The following is a 13,472-nucleotide window of genomic DNA, read 5'->3' as shown; positions in this document are numbered from 1 at the left end:
ATTTTCTTTTCCTTCATGTAATAAACCTGTACTAACAACAACTTAGTTTATGGAGGACAATATGAAGAAATTATATATTTTGTTTATACTGATATTTTTAATGTTAGTACCTAATAATATTCATGCTAGGTCCCTTGATGATAATGAAAAAGTATATATAACCATTACAATTGCTGGAGATGATTCTCTCCCTCCCTTTGAATATGTTGATGGAAAAGGAATTTATAAAGGATTTAATATTGATATAATGAGGGCTATCTCAATAGAAGAAGGCATTGAGATAGAAATAATACCTATGCCATGGTATAAAGCAATAGATGCATTAAACAATGGAGAAATAGATGCTATACAGGGTATGAAATATTCAAAAACCAGAGATATAAACTATGATTTCTCTATGCCTTATATTCAAACTCCAAATTCAATATTTGTTAGAAATGATAATAAATATATACATGAGATAAATGATTTAAAAGATAAAAGAGTTGCTATTCAGAAAAATGATATAAGCAAATATCTATTAGCCAATAGAGATATTGAAAATCTTATTGAAGTTAATAATCAAGAAGAGGCACTTATCAAGCTAATAAATAAAGAAATAGATGCCTATGTTGGTAATAAGCTTACAGGAGCCTATTATATACAAAAAAAGGGATTTGAAGAATATGTAAAGACAGTAGGGGAAGATCTACTTGTAGAAAATTACTGTGTCGCTGTTTTGGATGGCAATAACGAAATAATTGATATATTTAATGACGGTATAAAAAAGATAATAAGTAATGGTACCTACGATAAAATATATAAGAAGTGGTTTGGTGAATATTTTTATGACAATAGCAAAATATTGAAGAATATATTAGTAGCATTAGGTGTGGCATTTTTATTAGTAGTTCTTATAACTATATTTACAATAAAATGGAATAGACAATTAAAGGAGAGGGTAGAGGAAAGAACTATTGAGTTAAAAAGAGAAAACATATTAAAGGAGAAGATACTAAACTCCATATTTAGTTATATTTTAGTTGTTGATAGAGATAAAAAAGTATTACTTATGAATGATAAAGCTAAAAGGCTAATAGACAATAAAAAGGATTTTACTTATCTTAATGACACTGTTTTGGGGAAGATAATAGATAATAATGATATAAATGAAGTGACACAAAGGGGTATTGAAATAAAAAATAAGGAGGTAGTAAGCAGTATTGATGATATCAGCACATATCAATATAATTTAAGTCCAATTTCCATAGATAACGATAATTTTGGAGCAGTAATCAGCATAAAGGATATAACTGAGGAAAAAATGTTAAGAGAAAGGCTTATGGCAACCGACAAGCTTAAAACCCTAGGGAGATTGGCTGCCACTGTGGCCCATGAAATAAAAAATCCATTAACTGCCATAAAGGCATATGTAGAGCTTATGCCTGAAAAGATTGGCAGTGAAAGATTTAGAGAAAATTTGCTGGAAGATGTACCGAGGGAAATTGATAGATTAGACAAATTTATAAATGATCTTTTAAATTATTCAAGGCACAGAAGGGGAAAAAAAGAAGAATTAAATATCATAGAGGTTGTTAAAGATACATTAAGATTTTTAAGTAGAGAAATAAAGAAGCATGATATAGAAATGGTTTGTGATATCCACAAAGATGCAAAGGTTTTAGTATCTAGAGATCAACTTAGGCATATACTAATGAATTTACTTTTAAATGCTATAGATGCTGTAAAAGTAAATAGTGTCCCAAAGATAAAAGTATATTCAGCAGTAGATGGGCAATATATAAAGCTTATAGTTGAAGATAATGGAAAAGGTATCGATGAAAAAACATTGAAAAAGGTATTTGAACCATATTATACTACAAAAAAAGAGGGAGTGGGGCTGGGGCTGGCAATAACTCAGCAGATGGTTAAAAAGAATAACGGAGAAATTTCAGTAGAATCCAAATTAGGTATAGGGACAAAGTTTATAATAACCTTAGGTCTATTAAAAAAAGGAGAAATATTATGTATAGACTCTTAATAATTGATGATGAAGAAGCTATTTGCAGATCTTTACAATTTGCATTTGAAGATAAATATAAAACATTGGTCGCAAATAATTTTTCAACTGTAGAAAAATATACTTCTATGTATTATTTTGATGTTATTCTACTAGATTTAAAATTTGGGGAAATTAATGGTTTAGAAGTCCTTAAATATATTAAAAATAAAATACCAGAATGTCAGATCATAATAATGACTGCATATAGTAGTATAGACTCATCCATTAAGGCTATGAAACTGGGAGCCTGGGATTATGTTTTAAAGCCCCTAAGCTTAGACAACCTAAAGATAATAATTGACAAAGCACTAGAGCATAAAGACTTAAGTTGTAGACTGCAGGATATGCAGGATGAGCTATCTACAATAAAATCTGACAAAATTATAGGGAAATCTAAATCCATGAAGGATGTTTTTAACTTAATCAACAAGGTTAAGAATATAGATGTAAATGTATTGATCACAGGAGAGAGTGGAACAGGTAAAGAGCTGGTAGCCAGGGAGATTCATTATAATGGGAAAAGAAAAAAAGGAAGATTTGAAGCTGTAAACTGTGGAGCTATACCTAAAAATCTTATTGAAAGTGAGATGTTTGGATATGAAAAGGGAGCCTTTACAGGAGCTATAAAAACAAAGAAGGGTAAGTTTGTGCTTGCCGATGGTGGAACCTTGTTTTTAGATGAAATAGGTGAAATGGATTTTGATATACAGGTAAAGCTTTTAAGAGTAATTCAGGATAAAATTGTATATCCCATAGGGAGCGAAGAAGGGATAAAGGTTGACGTTAGAATTATTGCAGCTACTAATAAAAATCTATTAGAAGAAATAGATAAAGGTAATTTTAGAGAGGACCTTTATTATAGACTAAATGTAATAAATGTAAAAATGCCCAGTCTTAGAGAACGAATTGAGGATATACCTTTATTGGTAGAGCATTTTATAAAAAAATATAATAGTACTTTAAATAAAAATATTAAAGCTGTCTCTCCTGAAGCATTACAGCTTCTTAAGACCTATAATTATAAAGGAAATATCAGAGAACTAGAAAATATATTAGAAAGAGCAGTCATTCTAACTGAAAACGAAATGATAGATATCTATGATTTGCCTTATCAAATAATAAATAACGATAATGTAAAAATCTCAGATGATAAGCTTATTGTAAGCGTATATGAAACATTTGACACAATAGAAGAAAAAGTAATAAGAAAAGCACTTGAGAAGATTGGGAATAAAAGAAAAACAGCAAAAATCTTGGGGATAAGTGAAAGAACTCTATGGAATAAAATAAAGAAATATGGAATATAAACCGTTAAGTTAAGTGAATTAAATTAACGGTCTTTTTCTGCAAAAAATTCAGAGTATGCAAAATTTGCACGTTTTAGTAAAGTATTTTAAATAAAAAATTTGAGATTAATGCATGAAAAACTGTTAAAATTCAATATTTTCACAACTTTAGAAATAGACTAAACTGTTTGGCATAGTATTTGCACTATAAAATAATGAATAGAAAAATAGGAGGGGAATTTTGATGAAGAAAAGGATTGCCATTATTCTAATGATTTGTATGACCTTAGCAATATTTACTGGTTGTCAAGAAGCTGGCAGCAAAAAACAATTTGTAACAATTGTAACAGGTGGTACAGGAGGAACATATTATCCTGTAGGGACAATATTTACTACATTATGGAATGAAAAATTAGGTGAAAAGGTACAAGCTTCAGTACAATCATCTGGTGGCTCAGTTGAAAACTTAAATATGCTTAAGGATGGAGAAGCTCAATTAGGTATTGCAATGGCTAACCTTACTTTATTCGCCTATAATGGAGAAGAAAGATTTAAGGACAATAAATTTGAAGACGTAAGATTTATTACGGCTCTATGGCCCGATGTTACACAATTTGTAGTAACAGAGAAATCAGGTATCAATTCTATAGGAGATATAAAGGGTAAAACCTTTAGTGTAGGTTCAGCAGGTTCTGGTACAGAATATAGTACTAAGCTTATACTAGAAACTATTGGAGGACTTAAGTTTGAAGATTTGAATGCTGAGTATTTAGGGTATAGTGAAGCTTCAAGTGCTATACAAAACGGACAGGTTGATGGGATGAATGCAGAGGGTGGACTACCTACTTCAGCAGTGTCAGAAATAACTGCAAGTAAGACAAAGGTAAAGATACTTGAATTCAGTGATAGTGATTATGAAAAACTTCATTCAGTAGCACCTTATTATGGACAGTTTACAGTACCAAAGGGACTTTATACAGGTATAGATAAGGATGTAAAAACTGTAGGTGTAAAATCAACACTTATTTGTCATGCTAATCTCAGTGAAGAGCTAGTATATGAATTAACTAAGACAATATATGAAAACTATGAATCTATAGTGGGTTCCCACAAGGCTTTGGAATTTATGGGGCTTGATCAAGCGATTAAAGGACTTCCTCCTGTACCATTGCATCCAGGTGCAGTTAAATATTATAAAGAAAAAGGGATTGAGATTCCAGAATATTTATTACCATAAAGATTGATAAATAGATTAATTTATCTATAATTTAAAATTACAATTTAAAAGCTCTAGCATTTATGTCAGACCATCATTTGAATAGACAGGAGGATCATAGATGTTAGAGCTTAATAAATATAAGGAGGCAAATAAATGAAAGAAGGCGTGATAGAAAAGAATTGCTGTGAAGAAGAAATTAGCACCCGAAGACTGTTTGGTAAAACAGCATTTTTCGTAATGATATTTTCTATAGTTACATCAGTAATTCATATTTGGATGAACAGCTTTAGCTTAATGATAGTAATTAAGAAAAATGCCATACATTTAGGTTTAATGTTAGCTCTTACGTTTTTAATGTATCCTGCAACAAATAAGTCTTCCAAGGACAAACCAAGTATTTTTGATTGGATATTTAGCCTTTTAGGAACAATGACAGGACTATATATTTATTTTACCTATGATAGCTTAATAGATAGGTCACTTACTCCCAATACTATAGATTATTGCTTTGCCATAATAACTGTATTATTAATATTAGAAGCGTCTAGAAGGGCAGTGGGATGGATTTTACCTGCTTTATCAATAGGCTTTATTTTTTATGCGAAGTTTGGATATCTTTTCCCAGGGATTTTAGCACATCAAGGCTTTACATGGAAAAGGATACTGACAAGAATGTATCTTACTGATAATGGTATTTATGGGGTAACATTGATGGTTTCAGCTTCATACGTATTTATGTTTATTCTTTTTGGGTCATTTTTGAATAAATCAGGTACTGCAAAATTCTTCAATGATTTTTCCTTGGCCTTTGCAGGTAAATTTAGAGGAGGTCCAGCTAAGGTTGCAGTAATGGCAAGTGGATTAATGGGGACCATAAGCGGAAGCTCTCAGGCAAATGTTGCAACTACTGGGGCCTTTACTATACCTTTAATGAAAGAGGTTGGATATGTACCTAGATTTGCAGCAGCGGTGGAAGCAGCAGCATCAACGGGAGGGATATTGATGCCTCCAATAATGGGTGCAGCATCCTTTATGATGGCATCATTTTTAGGTGTTCCTTATCTAAAGGTAATGGTAGCAGGGATTATACCAGCTTTATTTTATTATTTTGCCATATTTGTAATGGTAGATCTAGAAGCACAAAAGATGAATTTGAAAGGGCTTAGTAAGGATAAGCTACCAGATTTAAAGATAGTTATAAAGAAACAGGGACATTTAATGATACCAATTTTAATTATATTGGTACTGCTTGTAAAGGGATTAACTCCTTTATATTCTGCTTTTTATGGCCTAATATCAGTAATAGTTGTCAGCTTTTTAAAAAAATCAACAAGGATGTCCTTTAAGGATATACTTGAAGCCTTAGAAGATGGTGCTAAAAATGCAGTTCCAGTAGCAATAGCATGTGCAGTTGTTGGATTTATAGTTGGGGTAGTATCAATGACAGGTTTAGGTCAGGTTTTAGCCCATAATATTTTAAAGTTATCCATGGGTCAAACTTGGTTAGCCTTAATATTAGTTATGGTAGCATCTATATTTTTAGGTATGGGGCTTCCGGCTACAGCGTGTTATATAATTACAGCTAGTATAGCAGCTCCTGCACTTATAAATATGGGTATAAATCCTTTAGCAGCTCATTTTTTTGCATTTTATTTTGGAACATTATCCGCTGTAATACCACCTGTTGCATTGACTTCATATACTGCTGCGGGACTTTCAGGAGCAAATCCTACAGACGTTGCTTTTACTGGATTTAAGCTGGCATCGGCAGGAATAATCATACCCTTTATGTTTGTATATTCTCCTATACTTTTAATGCAAGGAGATATAAGGCCTTTAAGCATGATAATGACCATAGCAACGGGACTAATAGGTATATGTTTGCTTGGAGCTGCAAATGAAGAGTATCTAAAATGTAAGCTTACTAAAATTGAAAGCTTTATACTTTTTATTGGTGCTATTATTTTGGTTTACCCAGGACTGATAACTGATGTTATTGGCTTAGGGATTGGGTTAGCAGTATTTTTAAGAAATAAGAAAAAGGTTCAAAATAACATAGAAACTAGTAGTAAAAACACAAGCATTTTCTAGTACTTCTAAAATAAAGGAATCGCTGTGGAGATAATTTTTTCCATAGCGATTTTTTGTTTTAATATTAAAGGAATAATATAGTAACAATAGAATGTATTACATATAGAAGAAATGAGGTGAATATTCTATATGAAGGATTTAAGTATTAAGAAATTGGCAGTAGCTGCTATTAATAAAAATACCGCAGATTTTTATAAAGAACAAATAAGGCGTTTATTTCAAGAAGGAATAGAAGTACAGGCTTACTGCTTTGAAGATCGAAGCATAGAAAAGGGTATTATAGCAGATTTAGTACTGATATCTACATATTCAATTTTCGAAGCAGTAAAAAGACATGTTAAAAGTCGGTGTGAAATAATTAAGGCCAATAGAACTATTTCAAAAAAAGGCTTTGATAAAATCCTGAGTTTGCCAAAGGGAACAAAGGCTATGCTTGTAAACGTAGGTCCTAGAATGGCAGTTGAAACAATTTCTTTAATCTATCAGTTAGGGGCAAAACATATCGAATTAATTCCTGTATATCCTGATATGGGTGATATTCCAAATATAGATATTGCTATTACTCCAGGAGAGATAAAATATGTACCAGATTCAGCACGTGAAATAATAGACATTGGTGAACGGGTATTGGATATTAGTTCTATTATGGATATTTCTGTGAGGCTTAATCTAGACTCTTTGCTGAAGGGCTATACAATAAAAAAATATTTTAATGAAATAATTCCTATTAGCTTTGGAACACAAAAAATAATAGGTAAAAATATAAAATTAGAAAGCCAGCTAGACAGTTTATTTAAGACATTAAATGAAGGTGTTATAGGAATTAATCCAAGGGGTATAATTTATTCCTACAGTTTAAGTGCAAGAAAGATATTGAAGTATAAAGTAGGAGATGTAGTAGGAAAATATGCCTCAGAGGTATTTCCAGAAATCCCATTCGAATTTGTACTTGAAACTTTAGAATCCGTAGAGGATAAGTTAGTTAGAATTAATAATTGTGATATTGTTGTTACAGTTGTTCCAATTATTGATAATAATGAGTTATATGGTGCTTTTGCTATAGTGAAAAGATTTAGTGATGTAGAAAAGAAACAGCATAAATTAAGGGCTCAGCTTATTGGGAAAGGACATAGAGCTAAATATTACTTCAAAGATATAATAGGAAATAGCATTAAGATAAATAAATGTAAGGATATTGCAAAAAGAATGGCAGGGTCTGAATCTTCTGTTTTAATACTAGGTGAAAGTGGTACGGGAAAGGAATTATTTGCTCAAGCAATACATAATAATTCAAACAGAAAAAATTATCAGTTTGTTGCGGTTAATTGTGCTGCTTTACCTGAAAATCTTTTAGAAAGTGAGCTGTTTGGATATGAAGAAGGAGCTTTTACTGGAGCTAGAAGGGGAGGTAAACCTGGGCTTTTTGAGTTAGCTCATATGGGTACGCTGTTTCTTGATGAGATTGGGGAAATGCCTATTAAGCTTCAAGCTAGATTATTAAGAGTGTTGCAAGAAAGGGAAGTAATGAGAATAGGCGGAGATAGCGTAATAAATGTAGATGTTAGAATAATAGCTGCTACCAATAGAGATTTAGAGGAATTAGTTAGAAAAGGTCAATTTAGAAAGGATTTATATTTTAGAATAAATGTATTGCCTTTAAGAATTCCTCTTCTAAGAGAAAGAATAGAGGACATACCTTTAATTATTACAGAACTAAAAAGAGAATTGGGAGCCAAGTTTGAATTGACAGCAGCTGCTAAAGAAAAGCTTTTAACTCATAGATGGGAGGGAAACGTAAGAGAACTTAGAAATTATTTAGAGTATTTTGCCAATTTAGGGCAGGACATAGTTGATGTAGATGACATGCCTTTTCTTTCACAAAAAGATATCTATTATAATGCATTGAATGAATATGATAAGGAATTAATGGAAAAATTCAAGCGAAGGATTGGAAACCAATTTCCGAAATATATGAGGGTATTGGAGATATTAGAGAACAAATACAGAAAAAAGGAAAGAATAGGAAGAAAAGGAATATCTAAAATAATAAATGAAGATGGGGTATTTATTACAGAACAAGAGGTTAGAGGGATATTAATAAATCTTGAAAATTATTCTATGGTAAATATACATAAGGGTAGAGCTGGTACAGAGATAACTGAATTTGGAATACAAGCAATTAATTTTCTTAAAATGGGTTAAATGGTGAAAATGTTTACTATTTAACCTATTATTTTTTTGCAAACAGTCCAGTTTTTAGTATTTGACTTCTTAAAATATTGGCATAAAATTTGCTTTGTTAATAGTTGGGATAGAATGGAGGAGATTAATTTGAAACCTTTAATAGGAATTACTACTTATTATGTAAGAGCATTTGAAATAGGAGAAAATAGACAAAGGGGACAGATAGATCAGGATATGTTAATGGCTACTATGGATTATTTAAGAGCTGTAGAAAAGGTAGGTGGAATTCCTTTAGCTTTACCCGTTAGTAATAAAGAAGTAGAGAATATAAAGGAAATAGCTAATAGGTTAGATGGTTTTATTTTTACAGGAGGCCCAGATATTAATCCTTTGAGCTATACTAATCATGTTATAGATGGAGTTAGGAAAATTGTTCCAGAAAGAGATGAGTTTGAATATAAACTTTTAGATGAAGTGCTTAAAAATAAGAAACCAATTTTAGGTATATGTAGGGGATTTCAACTAATCAATGTTTTTTTTGCAGGGACTCTGTATCAAAATATTACTGCGGCTAACTTATCAAATATATCTCATTCGGGAAGAAAGCTGCCTAAGTATAATCCATGTCATAAAGTGAAATTAGATGAAGGTAGCCAGCTATTCAAAGCCTTTAAAAAGAAAAAAATATGGGTTAACAGCTATCATCATCAAGCTATTGAAAAGCTTGGCAGAGGACTTATACCCACAGGTTGGTCGGAAGACAACATAATTGAAGCCTTTGAACATAAAGAACATAAGGATTTATTTGGCGTACAATGGCATCCAGAGATGATGACTGAAATGTATGAGGAGCAATTAAATATATTTCGGTTATTTATAGATAAGGTAAATTCAAATAGGGGGGATTTAGATGGTAACTAGGTTTAAAAAATGTTTTTCATTCTTATTAATTTTTCTTTTGATTTTTAATTTGGCAGCATGTTCTTCTACAAAGAATACTGTTAAGGAAGAAAATCAAAAAGAAGTAAAGGAAGAAGCTTTTACAGAAAAAACAAAGGTTCCAGAAATTAATTTATGGATTACAAGTCAAACCTATGATCCAGTAAGATATGAAGCTGGACTTATGATAGCAAATTCATGGAAAAAATTAGGATTTAAGGTAAATACAACTGCTCTAGAATGGGCAACTATGTCATCGGAAGGGATGAAGGCACATAAGCACGATGCTTTTATGATTCAATGGGGCGGTAAAGCAGAAAGGATTGATCCTTTCCATTGGTTGTATTCGTTGCATCATTCTAGTGAGGCAGTTGAAGGTGGTTACAATATTGCGGGCTATGAAAATCCAGAATATGATAAACTTGCCGAAGAATTTGCTAGTAATATGGATTGGGAAGTTCGAAAGCAAAAGGCTTATAAAATGCAGGAAATATTGGCTCAAGATGTGCCTCAGCCTCCACTAGTTCATAGAAAGCTAACAATGGCTTATAACAAAGAGAATTTTGAAAATGCAATAATGGCTATGGGTGAAGGTTTATATAGCTTTTGGAACTGGGTGAATATTACTCCAAAGGTAGATAGGAAGATTATTAGATTTGGTACTGTTAGTGATTTAAAATTACTAAATCCTCTAACTACAAAGACTGGTCAGGATATATATATGCTTAGATTAATATACGATCCACTTATAAGAATTGACAGAGACGGTAAGCCAATTCCATGGGCAGCTCAGAGTTATAGAACAGTAGATGATAAGATAATAGAAGTGGTATTGAGAGATGGAATGAAATTTCACGATGGAAAAGCCGTAACCGTAGATGATGTAAAATTCACCTTCGATTTTGCACGAGAAGTAAAATCGCCATATTATCTATCTAAACTCAAAAAATTAGACAAGGTTGAAAAGGTGGATGACAAAACCATTAGATTTGTGTTGAAAGAACCTTTTGCACCATTTATCTCTAATGGATTAGCATTAGTAGGAATACTTCCTAAGCATATTTGGGAGAAGGAATATAAGGAAAGAGGAGCAGAAGGAATCTTATCTTGGGAAAACCTACCAGCTATAGGAAGTGGTCCATACAAGTATGAATATTGGCGACCTAATGAAGAATTCAAGCTAAGTAGTTTTGATGAGCATTTCAATGCGCCAAAGGTTAAAGGGATATTAAGAATTCCCTATGCACAAACTTATGGAGTAGTACAGGGATTGAAGTCTGGAGAAATTGATGTTGCAGGTCTTAATTTATTACCTCTTCAGATTGAGGAGCTTAAAGATAGTAGCTTCCTAGCCTTTGATGAAATAGATGATCAAGGATATTATATGCTTCATTATAACATGAGAAAGGCTCCGTTTAATGATGTAAATGTAAGAAGAGCTTTAACATATGCTATACCTAAAGATCAGATTATTGAATTAGTATTTGGAGGCAGAGCGGTTCCAGCATATTCCACAGTTGCAGCAGTAAATAAATTTTGGCATAACGAGAATGTTGAAAAACTTGGGAATGACATTGAAAAGGCAAGAGAAATACTCAAGGAAGCAGGTTTTAGATGGGATAAAGAAGGAAAGATATATTTTCCAAAGGATTATAAGGTGAAGGGATATTATTCAGATAATTAAACATATTAATTTTTTAGCTTCCATAACTATAAACATAATAAAAAAATCTAAATCATTTTAGGTTGCAAGTATTCTTGATATTTGTATTCCTAAAATGAATATCCTTATGTATTATACACGATAAGAGGGATGTGACTATCTTATGAGGTCAATGAAATATATTTTAAAAAGAATACTGCAAATGATTTTAACACTATTTATTTTAGTAACAATATTGTTTTTCTTATTTAGAGTAGTACCAGGTGATCCTGTAAGTATGTATATAGATTCGGGACTAGATAAGGAATCTCAAGAGCTTTTATTGAAGCAGTATGGTTTAGATAAGCCATTGCTTGAGCAATACATTATTTATATTAAAAGTATGCTTAGAGGAGATTTTGGAAATTCGTTTCAATATGGAAAACCTGCCATTACAGTTATCGGTGAAAGATTTTGGAATACTTTAGTTTTAATGATAACTTCACTGGCAATATCTCTATGCATAGGAGTTTTTGGAGGAGCATTACTTGCTTGGAAAAGGGGTACTAAAATTGATACAGTTGGTACTATTTTAGTGCTTGCTGTGAGATGTGCTCCAGTCTTTTGGACTGGTATGCTCTTTCTATCAATATTTGCTTTTAAGCTGAAGCTTTTGCCATTAGGTGGTATGAATACACCAGGTACCAATTTTGTAAGCTTATATGATAAATTCTTTTCTGCGGATTTTTTAAAGCATTTAATACTACCTGCTTTAACTGCAAGTCTATATTCTGCTGCTACACCTTTATTAGTTATGAGATCATCGATGCTTGAAGTAGTTAAGGAAGATTTCATAGAACTTGTAAGGGCTAAAGGTGTCAAAGAGAAGAAGATATTATATAAGCATGCTATGAGAAATGCCCTTTTACCAGTAATTACTGTTTTCGCAGTGCAAGCAGGTTTTGCTATAGGAGGATCTGTATTAATTGAAACAGTATTTAGGTGGCCTGGAATGGGAAGAGAGATTGTACTTGCAGTTTCAGCACGGGATTATCCATTAGCACAAACGGCGTTTTTTTTAATAGGTACAATGACGGCCCTTTTTAATTTAATAGCTGATGTATTATATGCTTATTTAGATCCGAGAGTCGTTATAAATTAGCAATTTACTATTATACAAGAGGGGGCTTTGGCAAATGGAAGATGCTAAGCAGAGCTTAAATAATTTATTTAAAATTTTAACCAGAAACAAAGCAGGCTTTATAGGGTTAATAATATTTACTGTATTTTTAATAATTGCAATTTTTGCTTCCTTTATAGCACCATATGATCCTATGGCAATGAATTTTGATGACAATGGAGCAATAAAAAGGCTACAGCCACCTTCAAGCTCGCATTTATTGGGTACTACGTGGATGGGGAGAGACGTATTTAGTCAAATGATTATGGGATCTAGAATTGCTATGGTAGTAGGAATATTATCAGCTATTTGTGTTGTATTTATAGGCACCAATATAGGATTAATTGCTGGCTACTATGGAGGAAAAGTTGATAATGTAATTATGAGGCTTGTAGATATAATCTACGGCATACCCTTTCTGCCCTTTGCACTTATTTTAGTAGCTGTACTTGGACCAGGAATTAAAAATATTATTTTAGCAATTGTATTAATCACATGGAGAAATTCGTCAAGAGTTATAAGGTCACAGGTGCTTACTTTAAAAAATAGGACTTTTATAGAGGCAGCTAGATTGACTGGTGCTAGTGACTTTAGAATACTTTATAAGCATATTGCACCAAACGTATTACCACTATCCCTTGTTTACGTGGCTCTATCAATGGCTTCAGCAATTATGACAGAGGCAAGCTTAAGCTTTTTAGGGTTTGGAGATCCAACATTATCAAGCTGGGGAAAAATTCTTTATTCCTGTTATTCATCTCAAGCGATGTTCAAAGCTTGGTGGTGGATGTTACCGCCAGGAATAGCTATAACATTATTAGTATTATCAGGATTTTTAATGAGTAAAGCCTTTGAAGAAGTTGCTAATCCAAAACTGAGGGAGAGATAAT

At 32.1% G+C, this 13,472-nt stretch carries 9 protein-coding genes; all 9 read left to right on the top strand.

Annotation, left to right across the window (positions count from 1 at the left end):
• Positions 1 to 61: 61 nt before the first annotated feature.
• The 9 genes from BUB36_RS04395 to BUB36_RS04355 all read left to right on the top strand — a co-directional run bounded on the left by BUB36_RS04395 (position 62) and on the right by BUB36_RS04355 (position 13,471).
• Complete coding sequence (locus tag BUB36_RS04395) at positions 62 to 2,020, top strand: transporter substrate-binding domain-containing protein (RefSeq protein ID WP_073147418.1); 1,959 nt, start codon at positions 62 to 64, stop codon at positions 2,018 to 2,020.
• Positions 2,005 to 3,348 (top strand): sigma-54-dependent transcriptional regulator, encoded by a 1,344-nt coding sequence (locus BUB36_RS04390; RefSeq protein WP_073147416.1) that lies wholly within the window; start codon positions 2,005 to 2,007, stop codon positions 3,346 to 3,348. Before BUB36_RS04395 ends, BUB36_RS04390 begins: the two co-directional genes overlap by 16 nt.
• A gap of 223 nt (positions 3,349 to 3,571) precedes the next feature.
• Positions 3,572 to 4,564 carry a TAXI family TRAP transporter solute-binding subunit gene (locus BUB36_RS04385; RefSeq protein WP_073147414.1) on the top strand — a complete coding sequence of 331 codons (993 nt, stop codon included), beginning with the start codon at positions 3,572 to 3,574 and terminating at the stop codon, positions 4,562 to 4,564.
• Between the two features lie 135 nt (positions 4,565 to 4,699).
• Positions 4,700 to 6,637 (top strand): TRAP transporter permease, encoded by a 1,938-nt coding sequence (locus BUB36_RS04380; RefSeq protein ID WP_073147412.1) that lies wholly within the window; start codon positions 4,700 to 4,702, stop codon positions 6,635 to 6,637.
• Between the two features lie 129 nt (positions 6,638 to 6,766).
• On the top strand, positions 6,767 to 8,839 hold the full coding sequence (locus tag BUB36_RS04375; RefSeq protein WP_084111688.1) for a sigma-54 interaction domain-containing protein: 2,073 nt from the start codon (positions 6,767 to 6,769) through the stop codon (positions 8,837 to 8,839).
• 129 nt (positions 8,840 to 8,968) lie between these two features.
• Positions 8,969 to 9,742 carry a gamma-glutamyl-gamma-aminobutyrate hydrolase family protein gene (locus BUB36_RS04370; protein WP_073147410.1) on the top strand — a complete coding sequence of 258 codons (774 nt, stop codon included), beginning with the start codon at positions 8,969 to 8,971 and terminating at the stop codon, positions 9,740 to 9,742.
• Positions 9,732 to 11,444, top strand: a complete 1,713-nt coding sequence (locus tag BUB36_RS04365; protein WP_073147408.1) for an ABC transporter substrate-binding protein — start codon at positions 9,732 to 9,734, stop codon at positions 11,442 to 11,444. The genes BUB36_RS04370 and BUB36_RS04365 overlap by 11 nt, the downstream gene beginning before the upstream one ends.
• Positions 11,445 to 11,586: 142 nt before the next feature.
• On the top strand, positions 11,587 to 12,564 hold the full coding sequence (locus BUB36_RS04360; RefSeq protein ID WP_073147406.1) for an ABC transporter permease: 978 nt from the start codon (positions 11,587 to 11,589) through the stop codon (positions 12,562 to 12,564).
• Between the two features lie 34 nt (positions 12,565 to 12,598).
• Complete coding sequence (locus tag BUB36_RS04355) at positions 12,599 to 13,471, top strand: ABC transporter permease (protein WP_073147404.1); 873 nt, start codon at positions 12,599 to 12,601, stop codon at positions 13,469 to 13,471.
• Position 13,472 lies beyond the last annotated feature (1 nt).

The organism is Paramaledivibacter caminithermalis DSM 15212, from assembly GCF_900142245.1.
Lineage (GTDB): Bacteria > Bacillota > Clostridia > Peptostreptococcales > Caminicellaceae > Paramaledivibacter > Paramaledivibacter caminithermalis.
Note: the sequence above shows the minus strand (reverse complement) of the source record. Positions and strands in the feature narration are given on the sequence as shown.

Bases quoted from the DNA above. Each gene is read 5' to 3' on its own strand.
- BUB36_RS04385 (WP_073147414.1), top strand. From the start codon at position 3,572: ATGAAGAAAAGGATTGCCATTATTCTAATGATTTGTATGACCTTAGCA.
- BUB36_RS04375 (WP_084111688.1), top strand. From the start codon at position 6,767: ATGAAGGATTTAAGTATTAAGAAATTGGCAGTAGCTGCTATTAATAAA.
- BUB36_RS04365 (WP_073147408.1), top strand. From the start codon at position 9,732: ATGGTAACTAGGTTTAAAAAATGTTTTTCATTCTTATTAATTTTTCTT.
- BUB36_RS04395 (WP_073147418.1), top strand. From the start codon at position 62: ATGAAGAAATTATATATTTTGTTTATACTGATATTTTTAATGTTAGTA.
- BUB36_RS04380 (WP_073147412.1), top strand. From the start codon at position 4,700: ATGAAAGAAGGCGTGATAGAAAAGAATTGCTGTGAAGAAGAAATTAGC.
- BUB36_RS04355 (WP_073147404.1), top strand. From the start codon at position 12,599: ATGGAAGATGCTAAGCAGAGCTTAAATAATTTATTTAAAATTTTAACC.
- BUB36_RS04390 (WP_073147416.1), top strand. From the start codon at position 2,005: ATGTATAGACTCTTAATAATTGATGATGAAGAAGCTATTTGCAGATCT.
- BUB36_RS04360 (WP_073147406.1), top strand. From the start codon at position 11,587: ATGAGGTCAATGAAATATATTTTAAAAAGAATACTGCAAATGATTTTA.